Annotated in this window: 18 protein-coding genes and 1 pseudogene; 9 read left to right on the top strand and 10 right to left on the bottom strand. The window is 70.0% G+C overall.

Annotation, left to right across the window (positions count from 1 at the left end):
• The 7 genes from R2N01_RS08305 to R2N01_RS08275 all read right to left on the bottom strand — a co-directional run.
• Positions 1-229: hypothetical protein (locus R2N01_RS08305; protein WP_316670234.1), on the bottom strand; the 229-nt coding region annotated here is incomplete at its 3' end.
• A gap of 32 nt (positions 230-261) precedes the next feature.
• Entirely contained in the window at positions 262-1,035 is a 774-nt protein-coding gene (gene cobA / locus R2N01_RS08300; protein ID WP_316670233.1) for a uroporphyrinogen-III C-methyltransferase, read from the bottom strand.
• Positions 1,032-1,880, bottom strand: a complete 849-nt coding sequence (locus tag R2N01_RS08295; RefSeq protein ID WP_316670231.1) for an ATP-binding cassette domain-containing protein — start codon at positions 1,878-1,880, stop codon at positions 1,032-1,034. Before R2N01_RS08295 ends, cobA begins: the two co-directional genes overlap by 4 nt.
• Complete coding sequence (gene cbiQ, locus R2N01_RS08290) at positions 1,877-2,680, bottom strand: cobalt ECF transporter T component CbiQ (RefSeq protein ID WP_316670229.1); 804 nt, start codon at positions 2,678-2,680, stop codon at positions 1,877-1,879. Before cbiQ ends, R2N01_RS08295 begins: the two co-directional genes overlap by 4 nt.
• Positions 2,673-3,107, bottom strand: coding sequence for an energy-coupling factor ABC transporter substrate-binding protein (locus tag R2N01_RS08285; protein ID WP_316670227.1), 435 nt, complete (start codon positions 3,105-3,107; stop codon positions 2,673-2,675). The genes cbiQ and R2N01_RS08285 overlap by 8 nt, the downstream gene beginning before the upstream one ends.
• Positions 3,100-3,828, bottom strand: a complete 729-nt coding sequence (locus R2N01_RS08280; RefSeq protein WP_316670226.1) for an energy-coupling factor ABC transporter permease — start codon at positions 3,826-3,828, stop codon at positions 3,100-3,102. Before R2N01_RS08280 ends, R2N01_RS08285 begins: the two co-directional genes overlap by 8 nt.
• A gap of 313 nt (positions 3,829-4,141) precedes the next feature.
• Positions 4,142-4,540 carry a VOC family protein gene (locus tag R2N01_RS08275; RefSeq protein WP_316670224.1) on the bottom strand — a complete coding sequence of 133 codons (399 nt, stop codon included), beginning with the start codon at positions 4,538-4,540 and terminating at the stop codon, positions 4,142-4,144.
• Positions 4,541-4,669: 129 nt separating this feature from the next.
• On the opposite strand from R2N01_RS08275, the gene R2N01_RS08270 reads away from it, so the two are divergent.
• From R2N01_RS08270 to R2N01_RS08260, 3 genes are all read left to right on the top strand, one after another.
• Positions 4,670-6,079, top strand: a complete 1,410-nt coding sequence (locus R2N01_RS08270; protein ID WP_316670223.1) for a glutamate decarboxylase — start codon at positions 4,670-4,672, stop codon at positions 6,077-6,079.
• Between the two features lie 158 nt (positions 6,080-6,237).
• Positions 6,238-7,347, top strand: coding sequence for an NADH:flavin oxidoreductase/NADH oxidase (locus R2N01_RS08265; RefSeq protein WP_316670222.1), 1,110 nt, complete (start codon positions 6,238-6,240; stop codon positions 7,345-7,347).
• A gap of 253 nt (positions 7,348-7,600) precedes the next feature.
• A complete protein-coding gene (locus R2N01_RS08260; protein WP_316670221.1) occupies positions 7,601-8,503 on the top strand; it encodes a DUF559 domain-containing protein in 903 nt (300 codons plus the stop codon).
• Positions 8,504-8,708: 205 nt separating this feature from the next.
• Here the strand turns inward: R2N01_RS08260 and R2N01_RS08255 are convergent, their stop codons facing one another.
• On the bottom strand, positions 8,709-9,443 hold the full coding sequence (locus R2N01_RS08255) for a Rossmann-like domain-containing protein (RefSeq protein WP_316670220.1): 735 nt from the start codon (positions 9,441-9,443) through the stop codon (positions 8,709-8,711).
• Positions 9,444-9,539: 96 nt separating this feature from the next.
• Here R2N01_RS08255 and R2N01_RS08250 point away from each other — a divergent pair, with 96 nt between their 5' ends.
• From R2N01_RS08250 to R2N01_RS08230, 5 genes and pseudogenes are all read left to right on the top strand, one after another.
• Complete coding sequence (locus tag R2N01_RS08250) at positions 9,540-9,941, top strand: hypothetical protein (protein ID WP_316670217.1); 402 nt, start codon at positions 9,540-9,542, stop codon at positions 9,939-9,941.
• A 311-nt stretch (positions 9,942-10,252) separates the two neighbouring features.
• Complete coding sequence (dnaK, locus tag R2N01_RS08245) at positions 10,253-12,094, top strand: molecular chaperone DnaK (protein WP_316670216.1); 1,842 nt, start codon at positions 10,253-10,255, stop codon at positions 12,092-12,094.
• A complete protein-coding gene (gene grpE, locus R2N01_RS08240) occupies positions 12,091-12,669 on the top strand; it encodes a nucleotide exchange factor GrpE (protein ID WP_316670214.1) in 579 nt (192 codons plus the stop codon). Before dnaK ends, grpE begins: the two co-directional genes overlap by 4 nt.
• Positions 12,670-12,726: 57 nt before the next feature.
• A pseudogene (gene dnaJ, locus R2N01_RS08235) lies at positions 12,727-13,879 on the top strand (molecular chaperone DnaJ).
• Between the two features lies 1 nt (position 13,880).
• Positions 13,881-14,300 (top strand): heat shock protein transcriptional repressor HspR, encoded by a 420-nt coding sequence (locus R2N01_RS08230; RefSeq protein ID WP_316670213.1) that lies wholly within the window; start codon positions 13,881-13,883, stop codon positions 14,298-14,300.
• 157 nt (positions 14,301-14,457) lie between these two features.
• Here R2N01_RS08230 and R2N01_RS08225 read toward each other — a convergent pair whose 3' ends face one another.
• Both R2N01_RS08225 and R2N01_RS08220 read right to left on the bottom strand, forming a co-directional pair.
• Complete coding sequence (locus R2N01_RS08225; RefSeq protein ID WP_316670211.1) at positions 14,458-16,071, bottom strand: alpha-amylase family glycosyl hydrolase; 1,614 nt, start codon at positions 16,069-16,071, stop codon at positions 14,458-14,460.
• Entirely contained in the window at positions 16,068-17,051 is a 984-nt protein-coding gene (locus R2N01_RS08220; RefSeq protein WP_316670209.1) for a LacI family DNA-binding transcriptional regulator, read from the bottom strand. The genes R2N01_RS08225 and R2N01_RS08220 overlap by 4 nt, the downstream gene beginning before the upstream one ends.
• Before the next feature lie 155 nt (positions 17,052-17,206).
• On the opposite strand from R2N01_RS08220, the gene R2N01_RS08215 reads away from it, so the two are divergent.
• Positions 17,207-18,352 (top strand): maltose ABC transporter substrate-binding protein (locus R2N01_RS08215; protein WP_316670208.1); only part of this gene is annotated, 1,146 nt, incomplete at its 3' end.

Genomic DNA, 18,352 nt, shown 5'->3' with positions numbered 1-18,352 from the left:
CCGCCGCGCGGGCCGCCATGCGCCGCGGCTGGGTGATGATGACGCGCTCCCGCCCGCCGCCCAGCGCCTCGCGGGCATTGGCCATGACGGCGGGCACGACGGTCGTCTTGCCCGAGCCGGCCGGGGCGGTGACGATCATCCGCGCCCCGGCCGACTCGGCGGCCAGCGCCAGCGGGCGCGCCTGCTCCCCGACGGGCAGTCCGGCGGCGATGGCGGGGATGTCGAACACGCCTCGAAGTCTGCCACGCCCGATGCCGGCGCTCAGTGGTCGCTGGGTTCGCGGTCCCCCGGGTGGTCCAGGTCGATCGCCGCTAGCTCGCCGACGACGACCAGGGACGGGGGGCGCACCCGACGGGCCTCCATGGCGGCGGCGGCCTCGCCCAGGGTGGTCGTCCACGAGTCCTGGCTCGGCAGGCTGGCGTTCGAGACGATCCCGACGGGCGTGGCCGGGTCCAGGCCGCCGGCCATCAGTTCGGGGGCGATGTCGCGCAGGTGTGCCACGCCCATGAGGATCACCAGCGTCGTCCGGGTACGGGCCAGCTCGCGCCAGGGCACCTCGGAGCGCGGGTCGTTCGGCGAGACGTGCCCCGAGACCACCGTGAAACCCTGCACCAGATGACGGTGGGTCAGGGGGATGCCGGCGAGCGCCGGGCCCGAGGTGGACGAGGTGACGCCCGGTACGACCCGCACCGGCACGCCGGCCTCGGCGCACGCCTGCCACTCCTCGCCTCCACGGCCGAAGACGAAGCAGTCGCCGCCCTTGAGGCGCACGACCCTCCTGCCCTCCCTGGCATGGCTCACCAGCAGCCGGTTGATCTCCTCCTGGGGCACGTACGCGCCCTGGGGGACCTTGCCGACCGGGACGCGCTCGGCGCCGGCCGGGGCCTCGTCGAGGACCTCTGCGGGAGCCAGTCGGTCGTAGAGCACGACGTCGGCCTGCCGGATGGCCTTGAGCCCGGCGACGGTGATGAGATCGGGGTCGCCGGGGCCACCGCCGACGAGGGCGACGGTGCCGGGCTGCAGCGTGATGTTCATCGGTCCTTCCCCGCCGATGCGCCCTCGCCGCGTGTGCCCGCGCCGGTGAGCATGGCGATCGCCTGATCAAGGTTACGGGGTCTGCCCGGCAGCCCCAGGGCCGCCGCCAGGGCGAGCGGCCACGGGGTCTCCAGGTGGGCCCGCTCGACGAGCCCGGCGTCGGCCAGCAGCTCGTCGGCCGGACCCTGGCGCACGTGCGCGTCGCAGACCACCGCGGCCTCGTCGGCCCAGTCCAGGGCCAGCGCCACGTCGTGGGTGGCCATGAGGATCGTCGTACCCGCCGCGGCGAGCCGGTCGAGCGCCTCGCGCATCCGGCGCACGCCCGCCGGGTCGAGGCCGGCCGTCGGCTCGTCCAGGAGCAGCAGGTCGGGGCGCATCGCCACCGCGCCGGCCGTCGCGACGCGCTTGCGCTCGCCGTAGGACAGGTGATGCGTGGCGCGCTCGGCCAGGTGGTCGGCACCGAGCAGCCGCAGTGACTCGGCCACGCGCTCGCGCACCTGCCCGACGGGCAGGCCGAGGTTCATCGGGCCGAACGAGACGTCCTGGGCCACGTCGGCGCTGAACAGCTGAGCGTCGGGGTCCTGCAGCACCATCTGCACGTGGCGGCGGTGCTCGCGCAGGCCCTTGCGCGACCACTCCAGCGGCTCGCCGGAGCGCAGCACCCGGCCCGACTCGGGCCTGAGCGAGCCGGCCAGGACGCTCATCAGCGTCGTCTTGCCCGAGCCGTTGGCGCCGAGCAGCGCCAGGCGGGTCCCCTGCTCGATGCGCAGGCCGATGCCGTCCAGCACCCTCGGCCGGCCGGGGTGACCTGCGACGATGCGGTCTGCCTGGAGAAGCACGGTCATGGTGCGGTGACCCCCAGACTGAGCGCCCAGATCGCCGCCACGACGGCGAGGGCGATGACGACGAAACGGGGCGAGGCGGCCCGCTCGACGGGCAGCGTGGCCAGCGTGGTCTCGAAACCGCGGTGGCTCATGCCCTCGCTGAGGCGGCCGGCTCGATCCCAGGCGAGCACGCCGATGGAGCCGATCGCCGCGGCGGTGTTCTCCCAGCGGCGGCGCATGCCGCGCATGGGGCCGACCGGGTTGTCGCCGAGCCGACAGCGCTGGGCCTCCAGGACGGTGAGCATCGTGTCGAGGATGACGAACAGCAGGCGGTAGGTCAGGTTCGCGATCTCCAGCAGCGGCTCGGGCACGTGGAAGCGGCGCAGCCAGGTGAGCAGGTCGACCATCGGGGTGGTGGTGGCCAGCACCATCACGGCCAGCGTGCCCGACAGGCCGTGCGCGAACAGGCGTACGGCCTGCCTGCACGAGGCGGGGCCGATGCTCAGCGCGCCGAGGCGCCACCAGGCGTCGGCGGGGGACTGGCCCACCGAGAGGAGCACCGAGACGGCGCCCAGGACGAGGAAGACGATCGGGCCGGTCATCGCCTCGGCCAGGACGTGCAGGTGGATGCGCGCCGAGCCGAGGATGAGGGCGATGGCGGCCACGGAGACCAGGACGGCGCCCGGCCAGGTGGGGGCCATCAGCGCGGTGAGCACCAGCCCCAGCGAGCACAGCACCTTCTCGCCGACGCGGCGGCGCCGCCAAGGCGAGTCCCAGGCGGCGTCGTCGAGCGCATTGATGTGGTGCGAGTGATCACTCATCGGCAGCTGCCGGCCGGTCGAGCGCGTGGTCCGCCGCGTCCTCGGCGGCGGCCACCTTGGCGGCATCGGACGAGCCGTCCTCGGCGGCGGCCTGCTTCGCGGCGGCCCGCCTGCCGCTCATGCGGCCCAGGCAGAAGAAGATGATGCCCGAGCCGATGGCCGCCTGGATGGCGAACAGGCCGGACTCGACCTCGCCGGCCGGTTCGAACAGCGGCTTGAACCAGGGCTCGGCGCCGGCCTGCTCGGCCGCCTCGGTGGCCGCGTCGTCCGTGCCGCCGAAGGCCTCGTCCGAACCGGAGGCCATCCTGTTGCCGATGATGAGCGAGACGAGGAAGATCAGGACGACCGCGCCGAGCAGCGCCCAGTTCACCCACCTCTTCCTCGAGTCGGTCGGGGTGCTGGTCCTGGCCGGGGTCGTCTCAGACATTGGCGTCCTCCTTCTCGGCGGCGCCGGACGTCCCCGCGGGGGCCCCTGTGCCGGAACCGCCGGCGACGTCCAGGCCGAGACCGGCCAGCTGCGGGGCCGCGACCCTCGCGAGGAAGCGGAACAGCAGGATGCCGAGGAAGCCCTCCATGATGGACAGCGGGACCTGCGAGATCGCGAAGATGCCCAGGAACTTCCCTGCCGCGCCGAACACGCCGCTGGAGGCGTCCGGGAAGGCGAAGGCGAGCTGGAAGCTGGTCACGCAGTAGGTGGCCAGGTCGCTGAGCGCCATGCACAGGAAGATCGCCAGGGCGTTCGGGCCGTGCAGTCTCCTGGTGAGCCGGTAGGCCCAGTAGCCGATCCACGGGCCGGCGATGGCCATCGAGAAGGTGTTGGCGCCGAGCGTGGTGATGCCGCCGTGGGCGAGCAGCAGCGCCTGGAAGATCAGAACGATGACCCCCATGAACGCCATGACCGGCGGCTTGAACAGGATCGCCCCCACCCCGGTGCCGGTGGGGTGCGAGCTGGAGCCGGTGACGCTCGGCAGTTTGATCGAGCTGAGCAGGAAGGTGCAGGCCCCGGCAGTGGCCAGCAGGAGCTTGTTCTCGGGGTGCTCCCTGACCTCCTTGACGACCCGGTGGGCGCCGTGGACGACGAACGGGGCCGCCGCCGCGTACCAGATGGCGCATTGGACGGGTGGGAGAACGCCTTCAGCGATGTGCATGAAGTCATTCCTTTCTCGGGATCGTGCGTCCCGTCGTTGAAAGGGCCTGCCGAAGCGCAGTTCCTGACTCCCACCCCCGAGGGGTGTGCACAGTGGCGCGACCGTGCCGGCTCTGCCCGGCTTCCTGTCGCTCCGGCGGCTGTTGCGTTGTGCGGTTCCGAGTATCGCACGCCGGCCCGTCGCGGTGCGACGGGGGTCGGGCGGTGAACCGGGCGGGCCCGTCCGCACCCCCTGGAGTGCCCGGCCGGTGCGGACACGGCACGGGTCCTGCGCGTCCGGCCCACGGGGGCACGGGCCGGGCACGGCGCGGCGGTCAGCCGAGCGTGTAGAGCTCCAGCGCGATGTTGTCCGGGTCGCGGAAGGCGATGAGCGAACCCGTCGCGCCCTTGACGACGCCGCTGTGCTCCACCCCGGCCTCGTCGAGTCGGGCCGCCCAGGCCCTCAGCCCGTCCGGGTCGGGCACTGCGAGGCTCAGATGATCGAGCCCGGCGCGGTGCTCGTCGAAGAGCCCGCCCACTGCCGCGGCGCCATGACTGACCAGGCTGAGCGCCACGGGGCCCAGGCGAACCATCGCCTTGCTCATGGGCCCGATGGTGAAGCGCGTCACTTCGGTGAAGCCCAGCACCCGCGTGTACCAGGACAGGCTGTGCCCGAGGTCGCTCACGGTGATCCCGACGTGGTGGATGCCGGTGATCCGGGGGTCTTCGCTCATGGGTCCAGTGAACCATCCGGCGCCAACGGCTCGGCGCCCGCCGGACCCCCGGCGCGCGCCGACCGTGACGCGCAGCGGCCCGTTGGTGGACACTGGCGGGTGTGGTCACCCAACCGAGGAGGTCCTGACATGCCAGTACGACCCGCACCGCGCCGTTCGCCAGTCCGAGATCTGGGCGCCGGCGAGCTCAACCCCCTGTTCACCCGTCCCGGCGAGTCCACCGAGCTGCCCCGGTACGCCCTCCCCGAGGGGCAGAGCCTGCCCGAGACCGCCTACCAGGTCGTGCACGATGAGGCGATGCTCGACGGCAACGCCAGGCTCAACCTCGCCACCTTCGTCGGCACGTGGATGGACGAGCACGCGAACCGCCTCTACCTGGAGGCCGCCGACAAGAACATGATCGACAAGGACGAGTACCCCCGCACCGCCGAGATCGAGAGCCGCTGCTGGCGGATGCTCGCCGGCCTGTGGCACGCCCCGGACCCGGCGCGGGCGATCGGCACCTCGACGATCGGCTCCTCGGAGGCCTGCATGCTGGCCGGCCTGGCCCTCAAGCGCCGCTGGCAGCACGCCCGTCGGGCCTCCGGGAAGCCCGCCGACAGACCCAATCTCGTGATGTCGAGCGCCGTGCAGGTGTGCTGGGAGAAGTTCTGCAACTACTGGGAGGTCGAGCCGCGCCTCGTGCCGATCAGCGAGGACCACAAGGTGCTTGACGGGTACGGGCTGGAGGACTGCGTCGACGAGAACACCATCGGCGTCGTGGCGATCATGGGCGTCACCTACACCGGCATGTACGAGCCGGTGGGACGGATCGCCGCGGCGCTCGACCGCATTCAGGAGCGCACCGGTCTCGACGTCCCCATCCACGTGGACGGCGCCTCGGGGGCCATGGTCGCGCCCTTCATCCACCCCGATCTGGAGTGGGACTTCCGCACGGGCCGGGTGGCGTCCATCAACACCTCCGGGCACAAGTACGGGCTGGTCTACCCCGGGCTCGGCTGGGTGGTCTGGCGCGACGAGGAACTGCTGCCCGAGGACTTGGTCTTCACGGTGAGCTATCTGGGCGGGGACATGCCCACCTTCGCGCTCAACTTCTCCCGCCCCGGCGCGCAGGTGCTCCTGCAGTACTACCTCTTCCTGAGGCTCGGCTTCGACGGCTACCGCCGCGTGCAGGAGGCCTCGCACGACGTCGCCCTGCACCTGTCCGGCAGGATCGCCGAGATGCCGGCCTTCGAGCTGTGGAACGACGGCTCCGACATCCCGGTGTTCGCCTGGCGGCTGCGCCCCGGCCGCACGGACAGATGGGACCTCTACGACCTGTCCGATCGGCTGCGCATGAGGGGCTGGCTGGTGCCGGCCTACCCCATGCCCGCCGACCTGACCGGCCTGACGGTGCAGCGCGTCGTCGTGCGCAACGGCTTCAGCCGCGATCTGGCCGAGGCCTTCCTCGACGATCTGCGCGCCGAGGTCGCCTACCTCGACCGGCTCGACGGCCCGCTGCCCCACGAAGCGGGCCGGCCCACGGCCTTCCACCACTGAGGGGCGCGGTACCGGCGGCGGGCTCCGGCCGGGGGCGTCGGCCAGGTTTTGCGCCCTGCGCTGAAATGCCGGGTCAGCGCCCTACCGACCTCCTCCGGTACTTGGCACAATGCTCGCGGAACGGGTTCATGCGAAGCCGATATGGAAGGGGAGGCCCCATGGCCGACGATCGTCCACTCCTGTTCGAGCCGCTCACGCTGCGCGGCCTGACCGCGCGCAACCGCGCCTGGGTGCCGCCGATGTGCCAGTACTCGGTGGAGACCCGCGACGGCGTGCCGAACACCTACCATCTCGTCCACTACGGCTCGCTGGCGATCGGCGGTTTCGGCCTGATCATCGCCGAGGCCAGCGGCGTGCAGGCCGCCGGGCGCATCTCGCCCTTCGACCTCGGCCTGTGGGACGACGCCCAGGTGCCCGCCTGGACCCGCATCGCGGGCTTCGTCCACGCCCATGGCGCCGCTTTCGGGGTTCAGCTCGGTCATGCGGGCTTCAAGGCCAGCACGAGTCAGTGGTGGCCCGGCGTGGCTGAGGGCGTCGTGCCGGCCTCGCAGGGCGGCTGGGAGCCCGTCGGGCCCCATGACGGCGAGCTGACGGCCCTGGACGGTTCGACGGTGCGCGTCAATGGTCTGGACGAGGACGGCATCGCCCGGGTGATCTCCGATTTCGCCGATGCGGCCCGGCGCGCCGATGCGGCCGGTCTGGACGCCGTCGAGATCCACGGCGCCCACGGCTATCTGCTGCACGAGTTCTACTCCCCGCTGACGAACCGCCGCACCGACCGTTGGGGCGGCGACTTCGAGGGGCGCACCCGCCTGGTCCGCGAGGTGGCCAGGGCCGTCCGTGCGGTCTTCCCCGTCGACAAGCCGGTCCTCGTGCGCCTGACCTGCAGCGACTGGAACGCCGCGGGCTTCACGCCCGAGGACTCGGTGAGGCTCGCCGCGGCCCTCAAGGAGATCGGCGTGGACGCGATCGACGCCTCCTCCGGCGGCCTGCCCGGCGCCGACATCCGGATCGCGCCCGGCTACCAGGTGCCCCTCGCCGAGAGGATCCGCCGCGAGGCCGGTGTCCCGACCGTCGCCGTCGGCCTCATCGACGACCCGGCCCAGGCCGAGCGGATCCTCGCCGAGGGCAGCGCCGACGCCGTCGACCTCGGCCGGGCGGCCCTGCGCGACACCAACTGGCCGCTGCGCGCCGCCCACGAGCTGGGCCTGCCGAACGCGGTCGCCCCGTGGGCCCCGCAGCACGCCCGGGGCGCCTGGCGCCGCTGACACGCCGTCCCGGCCTCCGGCAGCGTTCGTCCTGCGGTTCTCGTGCGTCTTTTCACGAGAACCGGAGGACGAGCGCGCGGAGAGTCGCCGGCAATGCCGACAACGCAGGGCGATGGACTCGCTGGGAGCCGGAGAGGTCGGGGGACTTGCAGGCGCCGGAGCTGTGCACAGGGTGCTGTCCGTCTGATCGACGAGGGCCCGTCCGGGACACAGTACGTGCATGCGACGCCGAGCCATCCCATCTGCCCGCCTCATGTCCCTCGCCCGCGCACAGGGCGGGTGCCTCACCCGCGGGCAGTGCCTTGCGGCCGGGCTCAGCCCCGAGGAGACGCGCGGCCTCGCACGTGGCTGGGTGACTCTTGCCCGCGGTGTCTACTGCATCAAGGAGCCCACCTGGCAGTCCCGGGCCTGGGCGGGGGTGCTGTGCTGCCATGGCGATGCCGTGATCGGCGGGGCCGCTGCTCTCCATCTGGACGGGGCGCTCAGCGACGAGCCCGACTCGATCCTCGTCTGGCGTGCCCATACGGCCAGGCGGGCAAGCTGTCCGGGCGTCGTCTTCCGCGAGGGCTCGCGTCCCGCTCACGGGCACTTGGCACGCACCTGCCCGGAGGACAGCATTCTTGATTTCGCTCGGGACGCCTCGCAGGGGGAGGTCATTGATGTCCTGGGGCAGGTCATGCGCTCCCGGGTGACGACTCAAGAGCGCCTTCTCGAGGCCATGGACGGCCGGGCTCGAGTGAGTCATCGGAAGCTGATCACGGAGCTGTGCACTGATCTGGTGGGGGTCGACAGCCCATTGGAACTTCGTTTCGCGAAGAACGTGGTGAAAGCCCACCGTCTCGTGCGCCCACTGCGGCAGGTGTCGGTTGCGTCCGTTCGATTCGACTGCTATTGGCCGTGGTACGAGCTCGTGGTCGAGCTGGACGGCGAGCGTTATCACAGGGGCCGTCGGTTCCGTGACATGGAGCGCGACAATGCCAGCGCCGCTCAGCTTGGCGTTGAGACGCTTCGTTACGGTTGGGCCGATGTGGTCGAGCGACCCTGTGACGTCGCAGGGCAGATCGCTTCGGTGCTTCGCCGCAAGGGCTGGGTTGGCGAGGCAACTCGTTGCCCTCGCTGTCGCACTTCCCGCCAGCGTTCCCTGCGGTTCTCGTGAGTCGTTCTTTGCGGTTCTCGTGAGTCATGCCACAGAACCGCATGACGAAACGACGATGATCCCTCTCCGAGGGCCTGATCCTGCGGTTTCCGCTCGTCATTTCACGAGAACCGCAGGGTGAGGGAAAACGCAGGGCGGGTGATCCTGCTGACAAGAACCGCAGGATGAGTGGGAGGGCCGCAGGATGAGTGGGAGGATCAGAGGATCAGGAGACCGGCAGGGCGAATCTGCGCAGCGCGGGCGAGGCGGTGAGACGGCGTGCGCCCATCCCGGCGTCCTGGAAGCAGCGGTCGGGGTCGACGACGACCGCCCCATCGAACTCCCGGACGCAAGCGGGGTAGGCCTCGGGGGCCGGGGGCGCGCTCGGGCCGACCAGGTGCACCCGCGCGCCGGCGCAGAGCGCGAGCAGCCTGGGCAGGGTCTTGTTCGTCAGCGCGGAGCCCGTGATCGCGACGAGCTCGCGGCCGGGCAGCTCGTACTCGCAGGCCGGATCGGGCAGGTCGTCCCCGCGAGGCCGGCGCTCCAGGACGACGGTCCGTCCGGTCAGCCGCTCGGTGAAGGGGAAGTGCCCGACGACCGCGCTCGGCCGGGCGGCCAGTGCCGGCACCAGTCGCGTGGCGCAGTCGGCCTGCTCGTCCCAGACCAGGCCGGGCAGGCCCGCCAGCTGCGCGGGCTGGGCGTACCAGGCGTTGAGGGCCGCTACGCCCAGGCTCGCCAGCCGCAGGTCCCAGCTCGTCGCGAGCGCGGCCACATCCTGCAGTCCGGCTCCGACGATCGCCGGCTCGGGCAGCTGCGGGCCGCCATGGCAGGTCATGGCGACGCCCATCGTCCCGGCGTCGGTGCCGACCACCGCCCAGCGGTTCACCAGAGCCCTTGTCACCGTGACGTCCGAGGGCACTTCGCCGATGAGCCGGTCGTACAGACGCCAGGGATCCGTCATGACATGCCTTCCGCCCGGGTCGCGGCCGGTACCGCGACGCATCCGCGCTCGATATCGTGGCATGCGGTCGCGGTGCCCGAGCAAGGCGGTGCCCGAATGAGACGGCGCCCGGACGAGACGGCGCCGGAGCAGGAGGTCATGGTGAGCATTCCCGTCCCCGACGAGGCCCTGATCGCCGTGCTGGCCCGCTTCGGCCCGGCCATCATGGTGACGCCGCGGGCCGGCGGCTGGTCGCGCGTGCTCACCGTCGACGCCCGCGCCGAGAGCACGGACGGCGGCGTCGAGCTCGTCGTCGAGGCCCCGCACCCGGCCGGCCTGCGCCGCATCGCCGAGAGCCCTCTCGTCACCCTCGTCTGGCCGGCGCCGGTGCACCACGGGCACAGTCTCGTCGTCGACGGCTGGGGCCGTGTCGAAGGCCGGGACATCCGCGTCCGCATCGACCACGCCGTGCTGCACCGCCCCGGCGCCCACTCCGACGGGCCCGACTGGCTCTGGTGAGCCCCGCGGATCCCGCCGGGGCCCCGCGGATCCCGCCGGGGCCGGGCGGTTCTGCCGCCCTCCGGAATAACACCGTCGTCACGACGGTTGAGCCAATTGGACTCAATGCACCGGGTTGAGTGCGCTACACTCAATGATGTGCCGCCCAAGGGCGTGCATCGCGAGAGCGGACAAGGCTTGCGGGCCGGGTGCGAACAGCACCCTGCGCAGCCGGCCCGGACAATTCAACATACATCGGGGTCCACGTCCTGAGGGGCGGGGCCTCGTCGGAGGAGGGCGGCGCAGGCCGTCCCACTAGTGGAGGAACAACAATGGCTCGTGCAGTAGGTATCGACCTCGGCACCACCAACTCGGTCATCGCCGTTCTCGAGGGCGGCGAGCCCACCGTCATCCAGAACGCCGAGGGCGCTCGCACCACCCCGTCGGTCGTCGCCTTCGCCAAGAACGGCGAGGTCCTGGTCGGTGACGTCGCGAAGCGTCAGGCCGTCACCAATCCCGAGCGCACCATCCGCTCGGTCAAGCGGCACATGGGCACCAGCTGGACCACCGAGGTCGACGGCAAGACCTACCGTCCCCAGCAGGTCAGCGCCTACGTGCTGCAGAAGCTGAAGCGCGATGCCGAGGCCTACCTGGGCGAGGACGTCACCAATGCCGTCATCACCGTCCCCGCCTACTTCGGCGACGCCGAGCGCCAGGCCACCAAGGAGGCCGGCGAGATCGCGGGTCTCACCGTCGACCGCATCATCAACGAGCCCACCGCCGCTGCCCTGGCCTACGGTCTCGACAAGGCCGACCAGGAGCAGACGGTCCTCGTCTTCGACCTCGGCGGCGGCACCTTCGACGTCTCGCTGCTGGACATCTCCGACGGCGTCTTCGAGGTGAGGGCCACCAAGGGCGACGCCCGTCTGGGCGGCGACGACTGGGACCAGCGCATCGTCGACTGGCTCGTCGAGCAGTTCAAGAACAAGAACGGCGTCGACCTGGCCAACGACAAGATGGCCAAGCAGCGCCTCCAGGAGGCTGCCGAGAAGGCCAAGATCGAGCTGTCGCAGGCCACCAGCACCAACATCAACATCCCGTACATCACGGCCAACCAGGCCGGCCCGCTGCACTTGGAGGAGACGCTCACCCGCGCCGAGTTCCAGCGCCTGACGCAGGACCTCCTGGACCGCTGCCGCGAGCCCTTCCGCTCCGTGCTCAAGGACGGCGGCACCGGCGTCAACGGCATCGACCAGATCATCCTGGTCGGCGGCTCCACCCGTATGCCCGCCGTGCGCGACCTGGTCAAGGAGCTCGCCGGCGGCAAGGACCCGAACCAGTCGGTGAACCCCGACGAGGTCGTGGCCATGGGCGCCAGCCTGCAGGCCGGCGTGCTGAAGGGCGAGGTCAAGGACGTGCTGCTGCTCGACGTCACGCCGCTGAGCCTCGGCATCGAGACCCGAGGCGGCGTCATGACGCGCATGATCGAGCGCAACACCACGATCCCGACCAAGCGCTCGGAGATCTTCACCACCGCCGAGGACAACCAGCCGTCGGTGATGATCCAGGTCTACCAGGGCGAGCGCGAGTTCGCCCGCGACAACAAGTCGCTCGGCAACTTCGAGCTGACGGGATTGCTGCCCGCGCCGCGCTCGGTCCCACAGATCGAGGTCACCTTCGACATCGACGCCAACGGCATCGTTCACGTCCATGCCAAGGATCTGGCCACCGGCAAGGAACAGTCGATGACCGTCACCGGTGGTTCCGCGCTGGCCAAGGAGGACATCGACCGCATGGTGCGCGAGGCCGAGAGCCACGCCGAGGAGGACCGCAAGCGCCGCGAGAGTGTCGACATGCGAAACGAGGGCGATGCCCTGGTGTTCCGTACCGAGAAGCTGTTGAACGAGAACGCCGACAGCATCGGCGAGGAGATCAAGGCCCCGGTCGTCGAGGCCGTCGACAAGCTGAAGGAGGCCCTCAAGGGCGACGACAATGACGCGGTCAAGGCCGCCGTTGACGACCTCAACACCAAGGCCGCCGCGATGGGACAGGCCATGTACGCCGCGGCCCAGGCCAAGGCGGAGGCCTCCGAGGGGGAGGCCTCCAAGGCCGAGGGCGACGCCCAGGATGACGTCGTCGACGCCGAGATCGTGGACGACGAGGAACCCAAGTGAGTGAGCAGCCCACCCCCGATGAGGTAGTGGCGCAGGCCGAGGCGGTTGCCGAGTCAACCGCCTCGGCTCTCGCCGAGGGTGAGACGGCCGGGGCCCCTGAGGCCCGCAGAGGCAGGGAGGACGACGAGACACCCGGGCAGGAGCCCGACTGGAAGACCGTCGCGGCGGAGCGAACCGCCGACCTGCAACGTCTCCAGGCCGAGTACGTCAACTACAAGAAACGTGTGGACCGCGACCGGGCGCTGGCCCGGCAGCTGGGGGTCGAGGCAGTCGTGGCCGATCTGATGCCGGTGCTCGACGCGATCCAGCTGGCCAAGTCCCACGGAGACCTGGACGGCGGTTTCAAGATGGTTGCCGACGAGCTCGAGAAGGTGGCGGCCAAGCACGGCCTGGTCGTCTTCGGAACTGTCGGCGATCCCTTCGACCCGACCCACCACGAGGCCCTGATGGAGGTACCTCTCGAGGAGAAGGTCACCGTGACCACGCTCTCGCAGGTCATCCAGCCGGGCTACCAGCTGAGGGACCGCGTGATCCGGCCGGCGCGTGTCGCCGTCGCCAATCCGAGGCAGGACTGAGCCGCGGACGGGACCTGGCGGCAGTGCGTCGGTCCCACCGCAGATGAGAGGCGATGAGTGAGCACCAAGGACTGGATAGAGAAGGACTATTACAAGGTTCTCGGCGTGGACAAGAAGGCGAGCGCCGAGGAGATCAGGAAGGCTTTCCGGAAGATCGCCCGGGACAACCATCCCGACGCCAATCCCGGGGACAAGGTTGCCGAGGCCCGTTTCAAGGAGGCGTCCGAGGCCAACACGATTCTCTCCAACCCGGAGAAGCGAGGAGTACGACGAGGCGCGCAGCCTGTTCGGCGGCGCCGGGGTACGTTTCGGGCGCAGCGGGTCGGGGGATGGAAACACCGGGTTCGAGGACCTGTTCCGCAACGCGGGGGGGGCCCAGGGTGGTTTCGGCGACCTGTTCGGCAACCTTTTCGGTGGCGGATCGGGTGGTTCGAGGCGTGGTTCCCAGCGGGGCCCGCGCCGCGGCGCTGACATCGAGGGAGAGGTGAAACTGGCCTTCGAGCAGGCGGTCGAGGGCACCACCGTCGCGATGCGCACCATGTCCGACGAGGCGTGCAGCGCCTGCCGGGGGACGGGGGCCAAACCCGGCACGCTGCCGACCGTGTGCCCCGCGTGCGAGGGGTCCGGGATGCGCAGTTCCACATCGGGTGGCGTGTTCTCGATGAGTGAACCCTGCACGGAGTGCCGTGGCCGGGGGTTGCTGGTCGAGGAGCCCTGCCCGGCGTGTGACGGCTCGGGCCGTGGGAAATCCACGAACACCGTCAACGTCCGGATCCCCGCCGGAGTCACCGACGGGCAGAGGATCCGTATCAAGGGCAAGGGGGTGGCCGGTCAGAACGGCGGTGCGGCGGGTGATCTCTACGTCACCGTGCATGTCGCCCCGCACAGGTTGTTCGGGCAGCAGGGCAACAACCTGACCATCGAGGTGCCCGTCACCTTCGCGGAGGCGTCGCTGGGGGCCGACATCCAGATCCCGACGCTGCAGGGCACCAGGGTGAAGCTGCGCGTGCCGCCGAACACCCCGAACGGCCGTACCCTCAGGGTCCGTGGCAAGGGGGTGCGCCGCAAGGACGGCACCATGGGCGACCTGCTCGTCACCATCCAGGTGAAGGTGCCGGAGCACCTCAGTGATGCCGCCCGCAGTGCGCTGCAGGAGTATGTCGAGAAGGCGGGTCAGGAAGACCCGCGGGCTGCGTTGTTCGGGACCTGACATGGGCAAGAACCTGCCTCAGGCCTTCGACCCCGCGGCCCCGGTGTTCCCGGTATCGGTGGCCGCGCAGTTGGCGGACATGCACCCACAGACCCTGCGCGGCTACGACCGGCTCGGACTGGTCGTTCCACAGCGGTCACGGGGAAGGGGACGCCGCTACTCGCTGAAGGACGTCGTGAAACTCCGTCACATCCAACACCTGAGCCAGAACGAGGGAATCAACCTGGAGGGGATCCGGCGCATCCTGGTCCTCGAGGAGCAGATCGAGTCGCTGACCGCGCAGGCGGAACGGCTGTCGGAGCTCCTGCGCCGTCTCGGTGAGACCCAGGAGGCGGCCCGCATCTTCACGGCCGACCCGTCGGGTGCGGTCCACCACGGACGTTTCCAGGCACGCACCCGCCTAGCCCTGCCCTACCGCTGAACAACAGCCGACGGAAGGCCTGACCCAGCCCGGGGTCAGGCCTTCCGCACCTCCGAAGCCGGTTGAGCCGGGTCGCGAGGAACGAGCGGCCCGTGTCGGAACCGCCGCCGGCAGTCGAACAGCCGCCCCAGTCACGGCACCGTGCGATGTGGGTGTCTCAGCGGCGGAGCCACACGGCCGCGTCGGTGGGAAGTTCTCCCGACAGTTCGGTGCTGGCCAGCAGCACCTCAGCCGCCGGTAGCGGCACCGGGTCGCCTGCCACGTTCACCAGCACCCGTACCTCTCCATTGTCGAAGGCGACGACGTGCTCGTCCGCGTCCACCCAGGTGAGCTCGCCCGCCCCCAGCCCGAACTCGCGACGCAGCCGCAGGGCGTCGTGGTACATGCTCCAGGTCGAACCCGGTACCCCGATCTGCCGGTCGGCCGCCAGCGATGCGTAGGACTCCGGCTGCGGCAGCCACGTCCTGCCGGTCGGGGAGAAACCCGCGCCGGGCGCGTCGCCGACCCACGGCAACGGGATACGGCAGCCGTCGCGTCCCACCTGGTGGCGTCCGGAACGGAACCAGATCGGGTCCTGACGTAGGTCGTCGGGAACGGTGGTGTGTTCCGGCAGCCCCAGTTCCTCGCCCTGGTACAGGTACGCCGACCCGGGCAGCGCCAGCATCATCAGCGTCGCCGCCCGGGCGCGCCTGAGCCCGAGTGCGACCTCTGGCTGCGGGTCTGCCGCGGCGATGCCCTCGGTGTCGGTGGTGTCCTCCCGGGCCAGGCGGGTGGCATGCCTGACCACATCGTGGTTGCTGAGCACCCAGGTGGTCGGGGCCCCGACGGCAGTGTTCGCGGCCATCGTCTCCGTGATCACCCGGCGGTAGCTGGCAGCGTCCCACGCGGAGGACAGGAAGTCGAAGTTGAACGCCTGGTGCATCTCGTCCGCGCGGACGTAGCGGGCCAGGCGTTCCGGGTCCGGAACCCACGCCTCGGCCACCAGCACCCGGTCGCCGTCGTACTCCTCCAGAACCCTGCGCCAGCGACGGTACACCTCGTGCACGCCGTCCTGGTCCCACATCGGACCCAGATTGAAGTTGCTCTGCCTGGCGTGCTCATCGGTGTCGGGCAGGCCCTCGGCCTTCACGAGGGAGTGCGCCACGTCCACACGGAAACCGTCGACGCCGAGGTCGAGCCAGTGACGCAGGACGTCGTCGAAGCCGTCCCTGACCAGGTCCGAGTCCCAGTCGAGGTCGGGTTGGTGGACGTCGAACAGATGGAGGTACCACTGCTCCGGGGTGCCGTCGGGGCGTGACAGCCGCGACCAGCCCTCCCCTCCGAACAACGACCGCCAGTTGTTCGGAGGCAGCTCGCCATCCGTGCCCCTGCCGTCACGGAACAGGTAGCGCTCCCGTTCCGGGGCTCCGGGTTCGGCCGCGACCGCGGCCCGGAACCATTCGTGGGCGTCCGAGGTGTGGTTCGGCACCAGGTCGATGAACACCCTCAACCCCAGCGCGTGGGCCTCCTCGATCAGACGATGGGCGTCGGGCGTGGTGCCGAACAGTGGATCGACCTGCAGGTAGTCGGCGACGTCGTAGCCGGCGTCGGCCATGGGGGAGCGGTAGAACGGACTCAGCCACACCGCGTCCACGCCCAGTTCCCTGAGGTAGGGCAGTTTCGAGATCGCACCCGGCAGGTCGCCGTATCCGTCGCCGTCGCTGTCGGCGAAGGATCGGGGATAGATCTGGTAGATGACGGCGGAACGCCACCATTCGTGGTTGTCTGTCATGCCTTCGGTCCTGTCGATTGACGAATGATCAGGTCGGGTCGGAACGTCAGTTCGGTGCCGTCCGGGGAGTTGCCGTCCATCGCCCGCGCCAGGCCTGAGACGGCGGCCTCGCACATGGCGTGGACGGGTTGGCGCACGGTGGTCAGCGCCGGGTCCGTGAACGCCATCAGCGGGGAGTCGTCGAAGCCGATCACGGACAGGTCACCGGGAACCCGGAGGTCGCGGGAATGGGCCTCACGGATCACTCCGAGCGCCATCAGATCGGAGCCGCAGACGATGGCCGTGTGTCCCGCGTCTAACAGCTTGGCGGCCGCCACCCGGCCGCCCTCCGCGGTGAAGATGGTGCGCTCGATGCTCTCCTTCCCGAAACCGAGCTCCAGGAAGGCCGACGACTTGCGCTGGGTGGGCAGGAAACGTGCCGGACCGACGGCGAGTCCGATGCGTTCGTGCCCCAGCGACCTCAGGTGTGCGACCGAGGCCGAAACGGCCTCGGCGTCGGAGCAGTTCACGAACGCCGAGGTGAGTTTCGTGGTGTGACCGTTGATGAAGATCGTCGGCACCCCGGCCTCGGCCAGTCGCTGGTAGGGGATGAGGTCGGCCTCGGTGTCGGCGGCAGCGCCCGATATGGAGACCACTCCGTCGATCCCCAGCTCCAGGAGCGTGGCGATGCAGGTGGCCTCGTTCGCCCCCAGGGGGCCGGCTGCTGTGATCACCGTGTGATGGGTGGGCCGGAACATGGCGTCCAGGCGTTCCGCGAAAGCGGGGAAGGACGGGTTGAACAGTTCCGGGACGATCACCCCGACCACTCCGGTGCGTTGCTGCAATTTTTCGCGGTTGTAGCCGAGATCGGCCATGGCCTGCAGTACCGCTCGGCGCGTGTCCTCCCGAATCCCGGGCTTGCCGTTGAGGACCCGGGAGACCGTCGAGACGGATACGCCGGCGTTGGCAGCCAGGTCCGACATACGCGGTCGCGTGCTCATCAGCACCTCCGTTGGTCAGCCTGTGTGCGGAACGTTATCAAATCGTGGCCGGGAATTTGTGAAAAGTTGCTGCAAAGATGCGTTTTCTTTGTTAACGTGTTCCGCAGCAGAACCAAAGGGCCGGCACCGATGCCGCCCTGGAACAGGAGAACCACATGCGTACGCGCCTGCTCGCCTTGGCGGCCACCGGTCTGGCATTCGCCCTGACCGCCTGCGGCTCCGCGAACAACGGTACCTCGGCCGACCCATCGGGGGGGGGCGCAAACGCCTCCCAGGCCTCCGGAACCCTCACCCTGTGGACCGATGAGACCCGTATCGAGGGATTCAACGCCATCGGTGAATCCTTCCAGAAGTCCACCGGAATCAAGCTGGATGTGGTGCAGAAACCGACCGACGACGTCCGGACGGACTTCATCGCCCAGGCACCCTCCGGGGCCGGCCCCGATCTGATCGTCGGCGCGAATGACTGGGTCGGCAGCCTGGTCAAGAACGGCGTCGTCGCGCCCGTCGAGCTCGGCGACAAGGCAGACGGTTTCTCCGATGCCGCCAAGAAGGCCTTCACCAGCGACGGGACCCTCTACGGCGTTCCCTACGCGGTGGAGAACATCGCCCTGGTGCGCAACAACAATCTCGCCAAGGAAACCCCCGCCACCTTCGACGAGCTCATCGCCCAGGGCAAGCAGCTCACCCCGGAGCATCCCGTGCTGATCCAGCAGGGCGACAAGGGCGACGCCTACCACCTGTACCCGGTGCAGAGCTCCTTCGGGGCCCCGCTGTTCAAGCCCGACACCACCGAGATCGGCATGAAGGGCGAGGCCGGCGAGAAGTTCGCCACCTACATCAAGAAACTCACCGACGAGGGCGTGCTGTCCGAGTCGATCGGCGGGGACCAGGCCAAGCAGGCCTTCCTCGACGGGAAGTCGCCCTACATCATCACCGGCCCCTGGTGGACGGGTGAATTCACCAAGGCCGGGCTCGACATCTCGGTGCTCCCCGTGCCATCCGCGGGCGGCCAGCCGTCCGCCCCGTTCGTCGGGGTGCAGGGCGTCTACATGTCGTCGCATTCCAAGAACGCGCTGCTGGCCAACCAGTTCCTCGACTACATGGCCGGTGACGAGGCGCAGAAGATCCTGCAGGAGAAGGGCGGGCGCCTGCCCGCACTGAAGTCCGCGGCGGCCGACGTCACCGACCCGATCCTCAAGGGTTTCGAGACCGCCGGTGAGAGCAGCCAGTCCCTGCCCGCCATCACCAGCATGGACGCGATCTGGAACCACTGGGGTTCCGCCGAGCTCAGCATTCTC

Origin of the sequence: uncultured Propionibacterium sp., from assembly GCF_963539965.1 — a bacterium.
Classification (GTDB): Bacteria; Actinomycetota; Actinomycetes; order Propionibacteriales; family Propionibacteriaceae; genus Propionibacterium.
This window is presented reverse-complemented; position numbering and strand designations above follow the sequence as displayed.